The sequence below is a fragment of the Luteibacter sp. PvP120 genome, assembly GCF_054055715.1.
Genome location: NZ_JBSRXP010000002.1, coordinates 1 through 17,893, shown reverse-complemented (window position 1 = coordinate 17,893; position 17,893 = coordinate 1). Strand labels below are relative to the sequence as shown.

Here is a 17,893-nt window from a genome sequence, read left to right as displayed (position 1 = left end):
GGGGGCTACCCGCCGGCTCTTGCTCCACGGCCCAAGGCCCAACGCGATGCCAAAGGCGAGCCCCAAGCCATCGCCGATATCGCGTTATGCCGTACAATCCGGGCTGGAGTCGGCCGGACAGTCGCGTCGCGCCTTCGGGCGTATCGAGGAAAGTCCGGGCTCCATAGGGCAGGGTGCCAGGTAATTCCTGGGCAGCGTGAGCTGACGGCCAGTGCAACAGAGAGCAGACCGCCGATGGCCCCGCAAGGGGATCAGGTAAGGGTGAAAGGGTGCGGTAAGAGCGCACCGCGTGCGGGGACAACGTCGCATGGCACGGTAAACCCCACCCGGAGCAAGACCAAATAAGGGGACTATGACGTTGCCCGCGTCGTCCCCGGGTAGGTTGCTGGAGCCTGGCGGTGACGCCAGGCCGAGAAGAATGACTGTCGCGTCGCAAGACGTACAGAACCCGGCTTACAGGCCGACTCCTTCTCTTCTTGTGACGGCGCCGTCTCGCGACGGCGCCGTTTTCGCGTGTGGAAAACGGGTGATTGCCGTCGTCACATCGGTGGAGGACGGGTTGAGTGAACGTGAGTTCAGCCCCGCCGTCCATTTCACGCGGCGCACACAACGTAAATCGCGGCGTGATTCGCAAAAAACTCCACTGATTCAACCACCTCCCGCCCCTTCCTCATAAACGGCTGGAATTGGTCATGAACCTGCCCTTTCTCCTTGATTCACAAGAAAAATTTCCTTGACAGTCTCAGGTGCCGAGACTATCGTGGGCCCCAGTGTGAAATCGTGGGTTTCGGTGGGGCGGCCAGCAGACAATGTTCCAAGGTGAGACAGCCATCACGATCGACGACAAGGGTCGTCTGACGATCCCGACCTCGTATCGGGATCTGGTGGCCGACGCCTGCGCGAACCGTCTGGTGATCACCTACAACCCCTTCGATGCCGGTTGCCTCTGGATCTTTCCGTACGCGGAGTGGGAACAGGTGCGCGACCAGGTCAACGCGCTGCCCAGCGTCAAGGCCGTCCATCGCGCGTTGCAGATGAAGCTGGTGGGTGCCGCGTCCATCGTCGAACCCGACGGGGCCGCACGCATCCTCCTCCCATCCAGTCAGCGGGCGGCGGCGGGGCTGGAGAAAAAAGCCGTCCTGCTGGGCATGGGCAACAAGTTCGAGCTTTGGAGCGAACAGGCCCATCTCGCGAAGATCCGCCAGACCATCGGCGAAGAAGACATCAGCGACGACATGGCGGAACTGCGGTTGTGACGACGAACTAATTCGAGGTGCTGGTGGAACGGGAGCGGGATGTGGCGATGGCGGGGCGCGATGTGCACATCCCGGTGATGCTCGACGAAGCGGTGGAGGGCCTCGCCTTGCGCGGGAACGGACGCTATCTGGATGGGACGTTCGGTCGCGGGGGCCATGCCTCGGCGATCCTTGCCCGTCTCTCCGCCGAGGGCCGTCTGTTCCTGATGGATCGTGACCCGTCGGCTATCGCCGTGGCCGAAGCCGGCCTGGCTACCGACCCGCGCGTCGCGCTGCGCCACGACAACTTCGCCACCATGGGCGAATGGCCAGAGCTGGCGGAAGGCCTCGACGGCATCCTGCTCGATCTTGGCGTGTCCTCGCCGCAGCTGGACGATCGCAGCCGCGGCTTCAGCTTCATGGCCGACGCGCCGCTGGACATGCGCATGGATACCACGCGCGGTATCAGCGCCGCCGACTTCCTCGCCGAGGCCTCGGAATTCGATATCGCCGACGTGCTCTGGCGCTTCGGCGAGGAGCGCTTCAGCCGCCGTATCGCCAAGGTGATCGTCGAGCGCCGTGCCACCGCGCCCATCACGCGCACTGCGGAACTGGCCGAACTGGTCGCCGGTTGCGTCGGTCGCCGCGAGCCGGGGAAGAATCCCGCCACGCGCACGTTCCAGGCCCTGCGCATCCGGGTCAACGCCGAACTGGATTCCGTCGAGCGTGGCCTGGAGGCTGCCCTCGAACTGCTCACCATCGGTGGTCGCCTCGCCGTGATCAGCTTCCATTCGCTGGAAGATCGCACGGTGAAGCAGTTCATTCGCTCGCACGAAGGCCGTGTGCAGGGCAGCCGTCGCGGCCCGCCGACCGAAGCGAAGCTGGCCCGGCTGAAGTCGGTCGGCAAGGCGATTTTTCCCTCCGACGCCGAAGTGGCCGCGAACCCGCGTTCGCGTTCCGCCGTGCTGCGCGTCGCGGAGAAGCTTGCATGAAGGTCTTCGGCGCCATCTGCCTCTCCCTCCTGCTGCTGGCGGTCATCGCCAGCGCTATCGGGGTGGTGTGGACGCGCCACGAAAGCCGCGTGCTGTTCGTCGAACTGTCGCGGCTGCAAAGCCAGAAGGACGACCTGGGCGTGGAGTACGGTCGCCTCGAACTGGAGCAGGCCACCTACGCCGAGCCCAGCCGCATCGATGCCGACGCGCGCGGCAAGCTCGGCATGTTCACGCCGAAGCCGCAGGACATCCAGCTGGTGCGTCGATGAAGGCCCGCTACGGCAAGCCCGTCGTGCCCAGCCGCCGTCGCGGCCAGGGCCCCAGCCCGCGCAAGCGCATGACCGTGATCGTCGCGCTGTTGTGCGTGGCCGCGTCCGGCCTGGTGGTGCGCGCGTTCGACCTTCAGGTGGTCCGCAAGCAGTTCTACCAGGACCAGGGCGATGCGCGCTTCCTGCGCGAGATGCCCATCGCCGTGTCGCGCGGCACCATCTTTGATCGCAACGGCGAGCCGCTGGCCGTGTCCACGCCGGTCGCCTCGATCTGGGCCAATCCGCCGGAAGTGCTGGAGAACGCCGACCGCATTCCCGAGCTGGCCAAGGCGCTGCACGTCGACGCCGACGACCTGAAGCAGAAGATCGAACAGCGTGCGGACAAGGAATTCATGTACATCGCCCGCCAGCTGCGTCCGGAAGACGCGCAGGCGATCGTCGACCTGAAGATCCCCGGCATTTCGTCGCAGCGCGAATACCGTCGTTACTACCCGTCGGGCGCGGTGAACAGCCACATCCTCGGCTTCACCAACATCGACGACCACGGCCAGGAAGGCCTGGAACTGGCCTTCGACGAATGGCTGTCGGGCAAGCCCGGCGCCAAGCGGGTCATCCGCGATCGCATGGGTCATGTGGTGGAAGACGTCGAGCTGGTGCGCGAGCCGCAGCCGGGTCGCGACATCACGTTGTCCATCGACCGCCGCATCCAGTACCTGGCGTATAGCGCGTTGAAGGATGCGCTGGACAAGAACAAGGCCGACTCCGGCTCCATCGTGGTGATGGACGTCCATACCGGCGAAGTGCTGGGCATGGCCAACCTGCCGTCGTTCAATCCCAATGCCGTGCGCGGCAGCTCCCCGGGCGACCGCCGCAACCGCGCGGTCACCGACGTGGTCGAGCCGGGCTCGACGATGAAGGCCTTCACCATGGCCGCCGCGCTCACCAGCGGCAAGTACACGCCCACCTCGCCCATGATCGAAACCTCGCCGGGCACCTGGATGATGGGCGGACACCCCGTGCGCGACACGCACAACTGGGGCACGCTCACGCCCACCGGCGTCATCACCAAATCGTCCAACGTCGGCGCCGCCAAGATCGCGATGACGCTCGACACCGATTTCCTCTACTCCATGTGGAAGTCGTTCGGCATCGGCAACAGCACGGGCAGCGGATTTCCCGGTGAAGCGGCGGGTTACCTGCCTGTCAGCCGCACCTGGAAGCCGATCGAAAAATCGCGCATGGCCTACGGCTACAACCTGAGCGTGACGCCGCTGCAGCTGGCCACCGGCTACGCGGCGATCGCCAACGGCGGTGCGCTGCGCGCGCCCAGCTTCATCAAGGGTGCGGACAACCCGCCCAACCAGGTGATCACCCCCGAGGTGGCGCACGAACTGGTCCGCATGCTGGAAACCGTGCTGCAGCCGGGCGGCACCGGCTACGGTTTCGCTTCCGTCGCCAACTACAGCGTGGCCGGCAAGACCGGTACCTCGCACAAGTTCTCCGTGGGCGGATATTTCGCGAAGAACTACATCTCGCTCTTCGTCGGCATGATTCCGGCGAGCAACCCGCGCCTGGTCACCGTGGTGGTCATCAACGATCCGCAGGGCGGCCATTACTACGGCGGTTCGGTAGCCGGTCCCGCGTTCGCGCAGGTGATGGAAGGCGCCGTGCGCCTGCTCGATATCCCGCCGGACAACGTGGGTCGCTGGTATGTCGGCGGTCCCAGCCAGGGCGGCCTGATCGGCACGGCCAACGCGCCGCCGCCGCAGGCGGACGACAGCGCGGCGGAAGAGGTGGTGCCGTGACCCTCGCCCTTACCGACCTGCTCCGCGATATCGCCGACGCCCCGGGCGCCGGCGATATCGTCGTGTCCGGTCTCTCGCTGGATTCGCGCGAGGTGACGGCCGGCCAGGCCTTCGTCGCCCTGCGCGGCGGCAAGGGCCATGGCATCGACTTCGCCGCGACGGCCGTGGCGCAGGGCGCCGCCGTGGTGCTGGCCGAGCCGCCGTTTGCCGCGGTGGAGCCCGGCGTGCCGGTGATCGCCATCGATGGTCTGCGTGAGAAGGCCGGTGCGCTCGCCGCCCGCTTCCATGGTGATCCGTCGGCCGCGCTCGACGTGGTCGGCGTGACCGGCACCAACGGCAAGACCTCCACGGTACAGCTGATCGCGCAGGCGCTGGCGTTCCTCGGTCGCAAGCCGGCCACCATCGGCACGCTCGGCGCGGGCCTGCACGGTGCGATCGCCGAGGGCGAGCGGACCACGCCGGACGCCATCAGCATGCAGGCCCGCCTGGCCGAATTCCGCGATGCCGGTGCCACGCACGTGGCGATGGAAGTCTCCTCGCATGCGCTGGAGCAGGGCCGTGTCAACGCCGTGGCGTTCGACATCGCCGTGTTCACCAACCTCACCCGCGACCACCTGGATTACCACGGCACGATGGAAGCGTATGGCGCGGCGAAGGCCCGCCTGTTCGCGTTCCCGGGCCTGGCCGCCGCGGTGGTCAACATCGACGATCCGTTCGGCGCGAAGCTGGCCAAGGGCCTGCCGGAAGGCGTGGTCCGGCTGCGCACGTCCATGGCCACCGACAGCACTGCGAAGGATGCCGAGGTACGCGCGGACATCGTGGTCACCTCGGCCAAGGGCCTGTCGTTCAACCTGGACACCCCGTGGGGCATGCGTACGGTGCGCAGTGGTCTGCTGGGCCGGTTCAACGTGGCCAACCTGCTCGCCGTCGCCGCCGTGCTCGGCGCGCTGGGCGAGCCGTTCGAGCGTATCCACGCCGCGCTGGAATCCCTGCAGCCGGTGAACGGACGCATGAGCCGTCTCGGCGGCGACGGGCGCAAGCCGCTGGTGGTCGTGGATTACTCGCACACGCCCGATGCCCTCAAGCAGGCGCTGCTGGCGTTGCGTTCGCATACCAAGGGCAAGCTGATCTGCGTGTTCGGCGCCGGCGGCGACCGCGACCAGGGCAAGCGCCCGCTCATGGCCGCCATTGCCGAGCGCCTGGCCGATGTGGTGATCGTCACCGACGACAACCCGCGCACCGAAGACGGCGACGCCATCGTCGCCCAGATCGTGGCCGGCTTCGCCCATCCCGACACCGCGATGGTGGAGCGCGACCGCGCCCAGGCTATCGCCCTGGCCCTGGCCGATGCAAAGGCCGACGACGTCGTGCTCATCGCCGGCAAGGGTCACGAAACCTATCAGGAAGGCCCGGACGGCAAGCGGCCGTTCGACGACTTCGCCGTCGCCCGCGAGGCGATGGAATCCGGCAAGAAAGGAGCCCGCGCATGATGCGCCTGTCCGCCGTCGCCCTCTGGACCCGCGGCCGCCTGCATGGCGCCGATGTCGAGGTGAGCGGCTTCTCGATCGATACCCGTACGCTGAAGGCCGGCGACCTGTTCGTGGCGCTGCCCGGCGAGCGTGTGGATGCGCATGACTTCGTGGCCGCCGCAGCGGCGCGCGGTGCCGTCGCCGCGCTGGTCACCCGTCCGGTCGACGCGTCGATCCCCCAGGTGATCGTCGACGACACCCAGGCCGCCCTGGGCGATCTGGCCAGCGCCGCGCGTGCCAACAGCCATGTCCGTGTCGTCGGCATCACTGGTTCCAACGGCAAGACCACGGTGAAGACGCTCACGGCATCGATCCTCTCGCGCCACGGCCGCACGCACGTCAACGCCGGCAACTTCAACAACGAGATCGGCATGCCGCTGACCTTGCTGGCGATGCCCGAAGGCACCCAGTACGCGGTGCTGGAGATGGGCGCCGGCAAGCCGGGCGACATCGAGTACCTGGCCGCCATCGCGCGCCCGGATATCGGCCTGGTGACCTCCATCGCACCCGCGCATCTGGAGCGGATGGGCACGCTGGAAGGCGTGGCCGAGACCAAGGGCGCGCTTTACCAGATGCTGTCGGCCGATGGCGTGGCGATCATCAACGCGGACGACGAGCGCTTCGGTGGGTTGTTCACCAACCTGGCCGGAGCGCGCCGGGTGCTGCGTTACGCGCTGAACCATCGTGCGGACATCGGCGCGGATATCGTCGAGGAACGCATCGACGGCACCCATTTCGTGCTGTCCACGCCGCACGGTGACGGCGATGTCCACCTCCCGCTGCCCGGTCGGCACAATGTGGCCAATGCGCTGGCCGCCGCGGCGATCGCCATCGCGCTGGACGTGCCGGTGGCGCGCATCGTCGAGGGCCTGGAGCAGGTTCCGCCCGTGGCCGGACGCCTCCAGCGTGAACCGATGGCCGGTGGCTGGACGCTCATCGACGACAGCTACAACGCCAACCCCGGTTCCGCCGCCGCCGCGATCGACACGCTGGCGCTGGCCCAGGGCGAGCGCTGGCTGGTGCTCGGCGACATGGCCGAGCTGGGCCCGGATGCGCTGGCGCTGCACGCCGGCATCGGCGATCTCGCGCACCGCCGCGGCATCGAACGCCTGCTCGCCACGGGTGCCAAGAGCGCGGCGGCCGTCGAGGCGTTCGGTGCGGGCGCACAGCATTTCGCAACGCAGGAGGCGCTGATCGAAGCGGCCTGCGTGCAGGTCCACGAGGGCGTTACCTGCCTCGTGAAGGGGTCACGTTCCTCCGGCATGGACCGGGTCGTGGCGGCGATGAAGAAATACGCTGAAGGAGCCTCCGATGCTGCTTGAACTGGCGGAATGGATGGCTCGGCACTTCACGTCCGTACATCTTTTCCAGTACATCACCTTTCGCGCGATCATGGCCGCGCTCACGGCGCTGTCGGTCTCGCTGCTGCTGGGTCCGTTGCTGATCCGCAAGCTGGCCGCGCTGAAGGCGGGGCAGGTGGTGCGCAGTGACGGTCCGCAGACGCACCTTTCCAAGGCCGGCACGCCGACCATGGGCGGCCTGCTGATCCTGTTCGCCGTGGGCATCGCCACGCTGCTGTGGGCCGACCTGTCCAATCGCTACGTGTGGGTGGTGCTCGCCGTGACGCTGCTGTTCGGCGTGATCGGTTTCTACGACGACTACCGCAAGCTGGTGCTGAAGGACAGCCGCGGGCTGGCCAGCCGCTGGAAATACTTCTGGCAGTCGGTGTTCGGCCTGGGTGCCGCGGTGTTCCTCTACCAGACCCACCAGTTGCCGGCGGAGACCGCCCTGTACGTGCCGCTGTTCAAGCAGGTGGCGATCCCGCTCGGCCTGCTGTTCATCGTAGTGGGCTATTTCATCATCGTCGGGTTCTCCAACGCGGTGAACCTCACCGATGGCCTGGACGGCCTGGCCATCATGCCGAGCGTGCTGGTGTCCGGTGCGCTGGGCATCTTCGCCTATCTCGCCGGCAACAAGCTGTTCTCCGAATACCTCGGCATTCCCGCCATACCGGGTGCCGGTGAGCTGGCCATCTTCTGCAGCGCCCTTTCCGGAGCCGGCCTTGGCTTCCTCTGGTTCAACACCTACCCCGCGCAGGTGTTCATGGGCGACGTGGGCGCACTGGCCATCGGCGCGGCGCTCGGCTGCGTGGCGCTGATCGTGCGCCAGGAAATCGTGCTGCTGGTGATGGGGGGCGTGTTCGTCATGGAAACCGCCTCGGTGATGCTCCAGGTCGGCAGCTTCAAGCTGCGCGGCAAGCGCATCTTCCGCATGGCACCGATCCACCATCATTTCGAATTGAAGGGCTGGCCCGAGCCGCGGGTCATCGTCCGTTTCTGGATCATCAGCGTCGTGCTGGTGCTCATCGGTCTCGCCACGTTGAAGGTGCGCTAAGCGATCATGTTCGGCTTCGGAAACAAACAGGCCAAACGCCGTCAGGGCCCCCGCGGGAGCTTCGATCTCCCGTTGCTCCTGGCCGCGCTCGCCCTGGCGACGCTGGGCGTGATCATGGTCACGTCCAGCTCGATCGCGGTGGCAGACGGCTCGCACCAGGGTGCCTTCTACTACCTCAAGCGCCACCTCGTGTTCCTCGTGCTGGGCGGCTGCCTGGCCGCGGCCGCCATGCGCACGGAACTGAAGGTGCTGGAAAAGCACAGCTTCCTGCTGCTGCTGTTCGGCGTCATCATGCTGCTGATGGTGTTCCTGCCCGTGTTCGGCATGCGCATCAACGGCGCGCGCCGCTGGGTGAACCTGCTGGTGACCAGCTTCCAGCCCGTGGAAGCGGTGAAGCTGATCCTGGTCGGCTACCTGTCCAGCTATCTGGTCCGTCATCGCGAAGGTGTCGAATACGACCTCTTCGGCGTGGTCAAGCCGGTAGGCGTGGCGGGCCTGATCGTGCTGCTGCTGCTGGCCCAGCCCGACTTCGGTTCGGCCGCGCTCGTGGTTGCCACCACGGTGGGCATGGTATGGCTGGCCGGCGCGCGCATGCGCAACCTGCTGGTGCTGGCGACGCCGCTGGTGCCGGCGCTGATCTACGCGGCCACCGCCGAGGATTACCGCATCAAGCGCCTGACGTCCTTCCTCGATCCGTGGAAGGATCCGTTCAACGACGGTTTCCAGTTGACCCAGGCACTGATCGCCGTGGGCCGTGGCGAATGGACTGGCGTGGGCCTGGGTTCAAGCGTGCAGAAGCTGTTCTACCTGCCCGAGGCGCACACCGACTTCATCCTTGCCGTGCTGGCCGAAGAACTCGGCCTGGCCGGCATCGTCACGGTGATCTTCCTCTATATCGTGTTGGTGGGCCGCGGCCTGTATATGGGCCTCAAGGGCGTCGAGCTCGGCCAGCGCTTCTCCGGTTACGTGGCCTACGGCATCTCGCTGATGCTGGGCTTCCAGGCCATGGTGTCCATCGGCGTGAACCTGGGCGTGCTGCCGACCAAGGGTCTGACCCTGCCGCTGATCAGCTCCGGCGGCTCGTCGGTGCTGATGACCTGCGCCATGGTCGGCGTGCTGCTGCGCGCCACCTTCGAGATCAATCGCGCGGAAGACGCGCGACAGACCGCCGTGCGCCTGCCGGCCAACGCCGTGCCGGATTCAGCGGCATTCGGGGGTGCGGCATGACGCGCCCGGTGCTGATCATGGCCGGCGGTACCGGCGGCCACATCTTCCCCGGCCTGGCCGTGGCCGACGAACTGCGTTCGCGCGGCGTGCCCGTGGCCTGGCTGGGTGCCGAAGGCGGCATGGAAACCCGCGTGGTGCCCGCGCACGGCCTGGACCTGCACACCATCGCCGTCGGCGGCTTGCGCGGCAAGGGCCTGAAGACGCGCCTCATGGCGCCGGTGATGCTGGTTCGCGCGTTGCTGGCATCGCTCGCGCTGCTGCGTCGCCTGCGTCCGGCCTGCGTGCTGTCGATGGGCGGCTACGTGGCCGGCCCGGCCGGCGTGGCCGCGCGCCTCGCGGGCATCCCGCTGGTGGTGCACGAGCAGAACGCCGTGGCCGGTTTCACCAATCGCAAGCTTGCGGGCTTTGCGCGCAAGGTGTTGACCGGCTTTCCGAACGTACTGCCCAACGGCGAGTGGGTCGGCAACCCGGTGCGTTCACGCATCGCGGCGTTGTCGCCGCCCGAGCTGCGCATGACCGGTCGCACGGGCCGTCCGCGCCTGCTCGTGCTGGGCGGCAGCCTCGGTGCGCGCACGTTGAACATGGCCGTGCCCGCGGCGCTCGCTGAGCTTCGCCGGATGGCCGACAACGGGCAGGGCGACCGGCTGGAGCCGGAAGTAGTGCACCAGACCGGTGAGCGCGGCCTCGAAGACGCCCGTGCTGCCTATGCCGAGGCTGGTATCGCGGCCAACATCGTCGCCTTCATCGACGACATGGCCGGTGCCTACGAGTGGGCCGACATCGTCGTCTGCCGGGCCGGCGCACTGACCGTGGCCGAACTCTGCGCCGCCGGCCTCGAAGCGCTGCTGGTGCCTTTCCCGCATGCCGTGGACGATCACCAGACCGCCAATGCGCGGGCGATGGTCGATGCCGGCGGTGCGCGGCTGGTGGCGGACGCCACCCTTGCACAGAGCGATGCGCGCGACATGCTCGCCCACCTGCTGTCCGACATGCTGGCCGATCGCCGGCAGATCCTTTCCGCGGCCATCGCGTCCCGCACGCTGGCCAAGCCCGACGCCGCATCCACGATTGCCCGTCATTGCATGGAGGTTTCCGCATGACGCCCGGTCGTTTGCGCGCCCACGACGATTTCATGACCTCGTTCCGCCGTGTCCACTTCATCGGCGTAGGCGGCGTCGGCATGAGCGGCATCGCCGAGGTGCTGTCCAACCTCGGTTACAGCGTGTCCGGCTCCGATCGCGCGCCTTCGGCCACCACCGCGCGCCTGGCCGGACTCGGTGTCACGGTCTGCATCGGTCACGAAGCGGCCAACATTGACGGCGTGGACGTGGTCGTCACCTCCAGTGCCATCCGCCAGGACAATCCCGAACTGGTCGCCGCGCTCGCCGCGCGCATCCCCGTGGTGCCGCGTGCGGAAATGCTCGGCGAGCTGATGCGTTTCCGTCGTGGCATCGCCATCGCGGGCACGCACGGCAAGACCACCACCACCAGCCTGGTCGCCAGCGTGCTGGCCGAGGCCGACTACGATCCGACCTTCGTGATCGGTGGTCAGCTCAATGCCGCCGGTGCCAATGCGCGCCTGGGCACGGGCCAGTACCTCGTGGCCGAAGCGGACGAGTCGGACGGTTCATTCCTGATGCTGTCGCCGGTCATGGCGGTGGTCACCAACATCGATGCCGACCACCTCGAAAACTACCAGGGCGATTTCGCGCTGGTGAAGAAGGCTTTCAGCGATTTCCTGCATCGCCTGCCGTTCTACGGCATGGCGGTGCTGTGCATCGACGACGAGGAAACCGCGAAGCTGGCCCAGGACACCTCGCGTCGCGTGATGACCTACGGCGTGGAGAACGCCAGCGCAGACGTCACGGCCACCCACGTCCGCCAGGTCGGCTTCGAGATGCACTTCGATCTGCACCTGCCGGGTATGGACGGTACGCTGCCGGTGACCCTCAACCTGCCTGGCCGGCATAATGTGCAGAACGCGCTGGCCGCGGCCGCCGTCGGCTGGCAGCTCGGCGTCGAGGCAGAAGCGATCGCGCACGCGCTGGCACGCTTCGAAGGCGTGGGCCGTCGCTTCCACCGGCGCGGCGAGATCGCGTTGGACAGCGGCAGCGCCTTGCTCGTGGACGATTACGGTCACCATCCGCGCGAGCTGGCCGCGGTGTTCGCCGCCGCGCGCGGCGGCTGGGCCGATCGCCGCCTGGTCGTGGCCTTCCAGCCACACCGCTACAGCCGTACGCGTGACCTGCTCGACGATTTCGCCAACGTGCTGGCCGAGGTCGACGTGCTGGTGCTGACCGAGGTGTACCCGGCAGGCGAGTCGCCCATTCCGGGCGCCGACGGCAAGGCACTGGCCCGTGCGATCCGTGCCCGCGGCAAGACCGACCCGGTGCTGGTCGACCATCCGCGCGACCTGCGCGACACGCTGTCGGCGCTCGCGCGCGACGGCGACCTGATCATGCTGCTCGGCGCCGGCGACATCGGCGCGGCGGCCATCGACCTGGCCGGTGTCGGCCACCTGAGGACCTCTCCGTGAACCGCTCCGACCGCTTCCCCCGCATCGTGAACGACGCCGCCGGTTTTGGTCGCGTGGCCGTCGTGCTGGGTGGCAACTCCGCCGAGCGCGAGGTGTCGCTCGACTCCGGCCGTGGCGTCCTCGAGGCGCTGCGTTCGCTCGGCGTCGACGCGCATCCCATCGATGGCATTCCCGCTTTGCTGGATGCGGTACGCGCCGGTCATTTCGCCCGTGTGTTCAACATCCTGCACGGCGCAGGCGGCGAGAACGGCGAGCTGCAGGGTGCCTTGCAGTCGCTCGGCGTGCCTTATACCGGTTCCGGCGTACTCGGTTCGGCGCTGTCGCTGGACAAGGTGCGCGCCAAGCAGGTGTGGATCGCACTCGGCCTGCCCACGCCGAAATTCAAGGCGTTGCCACGTGGCGCGGACGTGCATGCCGCGGCCCGCGAGGTCGGTTTTCCGCTGATCGTGAAGCCGGCCTGGGAAGGCTCCAGCGTGGGCATCACGCGCGTGTTCGACGAAGCCGGCCTCGACGCCGCCGTCGAGCTGGCCCGCCGTTATCCGGGCGACATGCTGATGGAAACGCTGATCGAGGGCGACGGCAGCGAAGGTGGGGAGTTCACCGTCGGTATCCTGGGTCGCGAAGTGCTGCCCACGATCAAGATCGTGCCCAAGGGCGAGTACTACGACTACAACGCCAAGTACGTGGCCGAAGACACGCAGTACATCGTGCCGGGCCTGTCGGGCGAGGCGGAAGACGCCATGCGCGCACTGGCGCTGCGCGCCTTCGACGCGCTCGACTGCTTCGGCTGGGGCCGCGTCGATGTGATGCGCGACCGCCATGGCAAGAACTGGCTGCTCGAGGTGAACACCGCGCCGGGCATGACCTCGCATTCGCTGGTGCCCAAGGCGGCCGCCGTCGCCGGGCTGAGCTATGCGGAACTTTGCTGGCGCGTGCTGGAAACCTCGATGGAACGGGAGGCTGCCCGCGCATGAGGGGTTCAGCCGCCACGCGTCTGGTTGCCTGGGGCATCGCCATCACGTTGGTGGTGCTGCCCGTGGTCGGCGTCATGCAGGGCTGGTTCGCCGCCGGCCGCTGGCCCGTCACGCAGCTGAAGGTGGAGGCGGAGTTCGCCCATGTCAGTGCGGAGCAGATCCGCAGCGCCGTGCTGCCGAGCCTCGGCAAGGGCTTCTTCGCCACCGATCTGGAAGCCGTGCGCCACTCTATCGGCAGCCTGCCGTGGGTGGAGTCGGTGGAAGTGCGCAAGCGCTGGCCGGATACCCTGCTGGTCCGCATCTACGAACGGCAGCCGTTCGCGCGCTGGAACGAGGATCGCCTGATCAGCCGGCAGGGTCTGGTTTTCGATGCACCGGGCGCCGACCAGATGGGCGACCTGCCGCGCCTGCGCGGACCGGATTCGCGACTGGCCGAGGTGGTGAGCTTCTACGCGCAGGCGCAGAAATCGTTCGAAGGCCGCACCGGCCTGTCGATCGTCGGCGTCAGCCTCAGCGAGCGTGGCAGCTGGAGCGTCACCGCGGAAAGTGGCGCGGAAATCGTGATCGGCGATCGCGAGCAGGCCGACCGTCGCCTGGCGCGGTTCCTCGATGTCTACCCCCAACTCGTCGCCGGTCGGCACGGCGGTTTCGCCTACGCCGACCTTCGTTACACCAACGGATTCGCCATCCGGTGGCCGCAGCCGGAAACCACGGCCACACCCAAGGTCGGAAGTTGAGCAGGATCATGAGAAACAAGAACGACAAACAGCTCGTCGTCGGCCTCGACATCGGAACGTCGAAGGTCGTCGCGATCGTCGGCGAATACGAGCCGGGCGAACCGATCGAAGTGATCGGCATCGGCACGCACGTGTCACGTGGCATGAAGCGCGGCTCGGTGGTGGATATCGAGTCGACGGTGCATTCCATCCAGCGTGCGGTGGAAGAGGCCGAGCTGATGGCCGGCTGCGACATCCGCTCGGTCTACGCTTCCATCTCGGGCAGCCACCTGGAAACGCGCAACTCGCACGGTACCGCGGCCATTCGCGACCGCGAGGTCATGGCCGCGGACCTGGAGCAGGTGCTGGAAGCCGCCAGCGCGGTAGCGATCCCTGCCGACCGCAAGGTGCTCTACAAGGAATCGCAGGAATACCGTATCGACGGACAGGACGGCATCCGCCATCCGGTCGGCATGAGCGGCGTGCGCCTGGAAGCCAGCGTGCACCTGGTCACGGGTGCGGCCAGCGCAGTGCAGAACATCTCCAAGTGCATCCAGCGTTGCGGGTTGTCGGTCGACGAGCTGGTGCCGGCCGCGGTGGCCAGCGCGAAAGCGGTGCTGACCGAGGACGAGCTCGAACTCGGCGTGTGCCTTGTCGACATCGGCGCGGGTACCACCGATATCGCCATCTATACGCAGGGCGCGATTCGTTACACCAAGTCGCTGCCGGTCGGCGGCGACCAGGTGACCAACGACATCGCCTACGGTGTGCACACACCCACCGCTCACGCGGAAGAGATCAAGATCAAATACGCGTGCGCGCTTGCGCAGCTGGCGCATGCGGAAGAAACCATCCAGGTCCCCAGCGTCGGCGATCGCCCGCCGCGGCGCCTCGCACGACAGGCATTGGCCCAGTCGGTGCAGGCCCGCTACGAGGAAATCTTCGAGATGGTGCAGGACGAACTGCGCCGCTCGGGTTACGAAAGCCTCGTCGCCGCCGGCATCGTGCTGACCGGTGGCGCGTCGCGGATGGAAGGCGCACTCGAGCTTGCCGAGGAAATCTTCCACAAGATGGTGCGCGTCGGCGTGCCCCAGCATGTGTCGGGCCTGGGCGACGTGGTCTCCACGGAGCTGCATTCCACGGGCGTCGGCCTGCTGTTGCACGGGTCGCGCTCCACGGGTGCCGCTCGCCACACGCATTCCGCCGCCGGCAATGTCGGCAGCATGGTCGAGAAGTTCCGAAGCTGGTTCACCAAGAATTTCTGAGCGTCGTATCGAATTAGTCGGTGCCCGATGGAAGGGGGGCGCCGGGGCAGCAGGATGGCCCGCAACCCATGGCCGACAGGAGTCGGGCAAGGGACATAAACCAAAAAAACTAAAAGTTCTGCGGAGGACGGGAAATGTTTGAACTCATCGAAAAGCTGGCACCGAATGCGGTCATCAAGGTCATCGGCGTGGGTGGTGGTGGCGGTAACGCCGTGGCCCACATGGTCAATTCCAATATCGAAGGCGTCGAGTTCGTCGTCGCCAACACCGACGCTCAGGCGATGAAGAGCTGCGCCTCGCGCACACACCTCCAGCTGGGTGGCAACGTCACCAAGGGCCTGGGCGCGGGCGCCAATCCGGAAGTCGGCCGCCAGGCCGCGCTGGAGGACCGCGAGCGCATCGAGGAAATGCTCGAAGGCGCGGACATGGTCTTCATCACCGCCGGCATGGGCGGCGGCACCGGCACGGGCGCTGCGCCGGTCGTTGCGCAGCTGGCCAAGGAAAAGGGCATCCTGACCGTCGCGGTCGTGACCAAGCCGTTCCCGTTCGAGGGCCGTCGTCGCATGCAGGTGGCCCTCAAGGGTATCGAGGACCTCTCCCAGCACGTCGACTCGCTGATCACCGTGCCGAACGAGAAGCTGCTCTCGGTGCTGGGTCGTGAAGTCACCCTGCTCAACGCGTTCAAGGCCGCCAACGACGTGCTCCAGGGCGCCGTGCAGGGCATTGCCGACCTGATCACGGCCCCGGGCCTGATCAACGTCGACTTCGCCGACGTGCGCACGGTCATGAGCGAGATGGGCATGGCGATGATGGGCTCCGGCACGGCCCGCGGCGACGACCGCGCCCAGGCCGCCGCCGAGGCCGCGATCAACAACCCGCTGCTCGAGGACGTCAACCTGGCCGGTGCCTGCGGCATCCTGGTCAACGTCACTGCCGGTCCGAACCTGACCATGCGCGAGTTCGACGAGATCGGTCGCGTGATCCACGACTTCGCCTCGGAAGACGCGACCGTGGTGATCGGCACCTCGCTGGACCCGGAAATGCAGGACGACGTCCGTGTCACGGTGGTCGCCACCGGCCTCAACCGCGTCGGCGCCACGGCCAAGCAGCCGGTTCGCCAGCCGGTGCAGCAGCAGGTCGAGATGCGCCAGCGTCCGCGTCCGGTGGTGCTGCGCACGGGTACCGGCAACGAAGTGGTCGACTACGCGCAGTCGGATGCCGTGCCGTCGGTGCGTTCGGAGCCGGCCCCCTCGAAGAACGCCGAGCCGGCGATCGATTACCTCGACATCCCGGCTTTCCTGCGTCGCCAGGCCGACTGACGCACCACCCCAAGGCACGTTAAGGACAACGTGAGGACGACCCGGCACGACGCCGGGTTGACCGACGCTCCGCCGCCGTCCCGTCCGGGCGGCGGAGCGTCCCCGCTTCGCCGACGGAAAGCGGACCGTATTTCAGCAGCTTGTAAATGATTGAGAGGACGAACTATTCAGTCGCACGGGCGGTGAGAATCGCCTGTCCTTCATGCTGAAGGAACAGTGAAGCGACACTGGACTGTACCGTCTGGTTTGTTTATTCACAGGTTAAGACTGTGTTAGCATGACCGCTACTTTAGGCTGCTGCCAACAAGGTTCGACCCAACATGATCAAGCAGCGCACGCTCAAGAACATCATTCGCGCCACGGGCGTCGGTCTCCATACCGGCGACAAGGTGTATATGACGCTTCGTCCGGCCGCGCCGAACACGGGTATCGTGTTCCGCCGCACCGACCTGAATCCCCCGGTCGAGCTCAAGTCCCGCCCGGAAAACGTCGGTGACACGCGTCTTTCAACGACGCTGATCCAGGGCGAGGTTCGCGTCTCGACGGTCGAGCACCTGCTCTCCGCGATGGCCGGCCTGGGCATCGACAACGCATATGTCGACCTGTCGGCACCGGAAGTGCCGATCATGGACGGCAGCGCCGGCCCGTTTGTTTTCCTCATCCAGTCCGCTGGTATCGAGGAACAGGACGCGGCCAAGCGTTTCATCCGCATCAAGAAGCCGGTGATCGTGAAGGACGGCGACAAGTGGGCCAAGCTGGAGCCGTTCGACGGTTTCAAGGTCGGCTTCTCGGTCGAGTTCGACCACCCGCTGTTCAACAAGCGCAACTCGCAGGCCGAGATGGATTTCTCGACGACCTCGTTCGTCAAGGAAGTCAGCCGCGCCCGCACGTTCGGCTTCATGCGTGACATCGAAATGCTCCGTGAGCGCAACCTCACGCTGGGCGGTTCGATGGACAACGCCGTAGTTCTCGACGACTACCGTGTGTTGAACGAAGACGGCCTCCGTTACGACAACGAGTTCGTCAAGCACAAGATCCTCGACGCCATCGGCGACATCTACATGCTCGGCCACAGCCTGATCGGCGCGTACTCTGCGCACAAGTCGGGGCACGAGCTCAACAACAAGCTTCTCCGCAGCCTGATGGCCGATGCCGCGGCGTGGGAAGAAGTCAGCTTCAAGGACCCGGCCAAGGCGCCGATCTCCTACGCCCATCCCGCCCAGGCGGTTTAAGCGAAGCCCGACGACATACAAGCGACCCGAAAAACCCGCCCGCCGAGGCGGGTTTTTCGTTTGTTCGCGCATGCGTCGTAGGAGCGCACGATGTGCGCGACATCTTTTCGCGATAAGGTTTTCGTGTGCCGTGTGCCGTGTGCCGTGTGCCGTGTGCCGTGTGCTCTGGCGCAAGAGCCGGCGGGTAGCCCCCCCCCGGGGCCACGCCTGCGGCGACCCGGATGAAAGGCCGCTGGCGCGGCCGTGTACCTGATTCGCGCACATCGTGCGCTCCTACCCGCGCCACATCCGGGTCGGGCTTCGCCCGGGGATTTTCGATTCGCCATCCATGGCTCAGCGAAAATGGCCGGCCGTCCTGGCCGGCCCCCTTCGGGCCTTATCCGTTCGAAGCCCTCGCCTG

The 17,893-nt window shown here is 66.8% G+C and carries 15 protein-coding genes and 1 other RNA gene; all 16 read left to right on the top strand.

The window, feature by feature from the left end:
- Window positions 1-105 precede the first annotated feature (105 nt).
- The 16 genes from rnpB to lpxC all read left to right on the top strand — a co-directional run bounded on the left by rnpB (window position 106) and on the right by lpxC (window position 17,493).
- An RNA gene (gene rnpB, locus ACVKN3_RS04005) (RNase P RNA component class A) lies at window positions 106-472 on the top strand.
- A gap of 337 nt (window positions 473-809) precedes the next feature.
- Window positions 810-1,256, top strand: a complete 447-nt coding sequence (gene mraZ / locus ACVKN3_RS04000) for a division/cell wall cluster transcriptional repressor MraZ (protein ID WP_036137675.1) — start codon at window positions 810-812, stop codon at window positions 1,254-1,256.
- 47 nt (window positions 1,257-1,303) lie between these two features.
- Complete coding sequence (gene rsmH, locus ACVKN3_RS03995; RefSeq protein ID WP_285405329.1) at window positions 1,304-2,227, top strand: 16S rRNA (cytosine(1402)-N(4))-methyltransferase RsmH; 924 nt, start codon at window positions 1,304-1,306, stop codon at window positions 2,225-2,227.
- Window positions 2,224-2,496, top strand: coding sequence for a cell division protein FtsL (gene ftsL, locus ACVKN3_RS03990; RefSeq protein ID WP_036137674.1), 273 nt, complete (start codon window positions 2,224-2,226; stop codon window positions 2,494-2,496). The genes rsmH and ftsL overlap by 4 nt, the downstream gene beginning before the upstream one ends.
- Window positions 2,493-4,301, top strand: coding sequence for a peptidoglycan D,D-transpeptidase FtsI family protein (locus tag ACVKN3_RS03985; protein WP_285405327.1), 1,809 nt, complete (start codon window positions 2,493-2,495; stop codon window positions 4,299-4,301). The genes ftsL and ACVKN3_RS03985 overlap by 4 nt, the downstream gene beginning before the upstream one ends.
- Entirely contained in the window at window positions 4,298-5,791 is a 1,494-nt protein-coding gene (locus ACVKN3_RS03980) for a UDP-N-acetylmuramoyl-L-alanyl-D-glutamate--2,6-diaminopimelate ligase (protein ID WP_354517442.1), read from the top strand. Before ACVKN3_RS03985 ends, ACVKN3_RS03980 begins: the two co-directional genes overlap by 4 nt.
- Window positions 5,788-7,152 (top strand): UDP-N-acetylmuramoyl-tripeptide--D-alanyl-D-alanine ligase, encoded by a 1,365-nt coding sequence (locus ACVKN3_RS03975; RefSeq protein WP_036137668.1) that lies wholly within the window; start codon window positions 5,788-5,790, stop codon window positions 7,150-7,152. The genes ACVKN3_RS03980 and ACVKN3_RS03975 overlap by 4 nt, the downstream gene beginning before the upstream one ends.
- Window positions 7,142-8,224, top strand: a complete 1,083-nt coding sequence (mraY, locus tag ACVKN3_RS03970) for a phospho-N-acetylmuramoyl-pentapeptide-transferase (RefSeq protein ID WP_036137665.1) — start codon at window positions 7,142-7,144, stop codon at window positions 8,222-8,224. Before ACVKN3_RS03975 ends, mraY begins: the two co-directional genes overlap by 11 nt.
- Before the next feature lie 6 nt (window positions 8,225-8,230).
- On the top strand, window positions 8,231-9,451 hold the full coding sequence (gene ftsW / locus ACVKN3_RS03965; protein ID WP_036137663.1) for a putative lipid II flippase FtsW: 1,221 nt from the start codon (window positions 8,231-8,233) through the stop codon (window positions 9,449-9,451).
- The gene (gene murG / locus ACVKN3_RS03960) at window positions 9,448-10,551 is read left to right on the top strand and encodes an undecaprenyldiphospho-muramoylpentapeptide beta-N-acetylglucosaminyltransferase (RefSeq protein WP_354517439.1); all 1,104 of its coding nucleotides are present in this window, start codon (window positions 9,448-9,450) and stop codon (window positions 10,549-10,551) included. Before ftsW ends, murG begins: the two co-directional genes overlap by 4 nt.
- Window positions 10,548-11,987, top strand: coding sequence for a UDP-N-acetylmuramate--L-alanine ligase (murC, locus tag ACVKN3_RS03955; RefSeq protein WP_285405318.1), 1,440 nt, complete (start codon window positions 10,548-10,550; stop codon window positions 11,985-11,987). The genes murG and murC overlap by 4 nt, the downstream gene beginning before the upstream one ends.
- Complete coding sequence (locus ACVKN3_RS03950; protein WP_354517436.1) at window positions 11,984-12,961, top strand: D-alanine--D-alanine ligase; 978 nt, start codon at window positions 11,984-11,986, stop codon at window positions 12,959-12,961. The genes murC and ACVKN3_RS03950 overlap by 4 nt, the downstream gene beginning before the upstream one ends.
- Window positions 12,958-13,698 (top strand): cell division protein FtsQ/DivIB, encoded by a 741-nt coding sequence (locus ACVKN3_RS03945; protein WP_036137653.1) that lies wholly within the window; start codon window positions 12,958-12,960, stop codon window positions 13,696-13,698. The genes ACVKN3_RS03950 and ACVKN3_RS03945 overlap by 4 nt, the downstream gene beginning before the upstream one ends.
- Before the next feature lie 8 nt (window positions 13,699-13,706).
- Window positions 13,707-14,942, top strand: a complete 1,236-nt coding sequence (gene ftsA / locus ACVKN3_RS03940) for a cell division protein FtsA (RefSeq protein ID WP_036137650.1) — start codon at window positions 13,707-13,709, stop codon at window positions 14,940-14,942.
- Between the two features lie 134 nt (window positions 14,943-15,076).
- Entirely contained in the window at window positions 15,077-16,261 is a 1,185-nt protein-coding gene (ftsZ, locus tag ACVKN3_RS03935) for a cell division protein FtsZ (RefSeq protein ID WP_036137648.1), read from the top strand.
- 320 nt (window positions 16,262-16,581) lie between these two features.
- Window positions 16,582-17,493 carry a UDP-3-O-acyl-N-acetylglucosamine deacetylase gene (gene lpxC, locus ACVKN3_RS03930; RefSeq protein WP_036137646.1) on the top strand — a complete coding sequence of 304 codons (912 nt, stop codon included), beginning with the start codon at window positions 16,582-16,584 and terminating at the stop codon, window positions 17,491-17,493.
- The last annotated feature ends 400 nt before the right edge of the window (window positions 17,494-17,893 follow it).

What these genes read in the sequence shown, in the direction of transcription:
- mraZ (WP_036137675.1), top strand. Translation starts at nt 810, where the DNA reads ATGTTCCAAGGTGAGACAGCCATCACGATCGACGACAAGGGTCGTCTG.
- rsmH (WP_285405329.1), top strand. Translation starts at nt 1,304, where the DNA reads ATGGCGGGGCGCGATGTGCACATCCCGGTGATGCTCGACGAAGCGGTG.
- ftsL (WP_036137674.1), top strand. Translation starts at nt 2,224, where the DNA reads ATGAAGGTCTTCGGCGCCATCTGCCTCTCCCTCCTGCTGCTGGCGGTC.
- ACVKN3_RS03985 (WP_285405327.1), top strand. Translation starts at nt 2,493, where the DNA reads ATGAAGGCCCGCTACGGCAAGCCCGTCGTGCCCAGCCGCCGTCGCGGC.
- ACVKN3_RS03975 (WP_036137668.1), top strand. Translation starts at nt 5,788, where the DNA reads ATGATGCGCCTGTCCGCCGTCGCCCTCTGGACCCGCGGCCGCCTGCAT.
- mraY (WP_036137665.1), top strand. Translation starts at nt 7,142, where the DNA reads ATGCTGCTTGAACTGGCGGAATGGATGGCTCGGCACTTCACGTCCGTA.
- ftsW (WP_036137663.1), top strand. Translation starts at nt 8,231, where the DNA reads ATGTTCGGCTTCGGAAACAAACAGGCCAAACGCCGTCAGGGCCCCCGC.
- murG (WP_354517439.1), top strand. Translation starts at nt 9,448, where the DNA reads ATGACGCGCCCGGTGCTGATCATGGCCGGCGGTACCGGCGGCCACATC.
- murC (WP_285405318.1), top strand. Translation starts at nt 10,548, where the DNA reads ATGACGCCCGGTCGTTTGCGCGCCCACGACGATTTCATGACCTCGTTC.
- ACVKN3_RS03945 (WP_036137653.1), top strand. Translation starts at nt 12,958, where the DNA reads ATGAGGGGTTCAGCCGCCACGCGTCTGGTTGCCTGGGGCATCGCCATC.
- ftsA (WP_036137650.1), top strand. Translation starts at nt 13,707, where the DNA reads ATGAGAAACAAGAACGACAAACAGCTCGTCGTCGGCCTCGACATCGGA.
- ftsZ (WP_036137648.1), top strand. Translation starts at nt 15,077, where the DNA reads ATGTTTGAACTCATCGAAAAGCTGGCACCGAATGCGGTCATCAAGGTC.
- lpxC (WP_036137646.1), top strand. Translation starts at nt 16,582, where the DNA reads ATGATCAAGCAGCGCACGCTCAAGAACATCATTCGCGCCACGGGCGTC.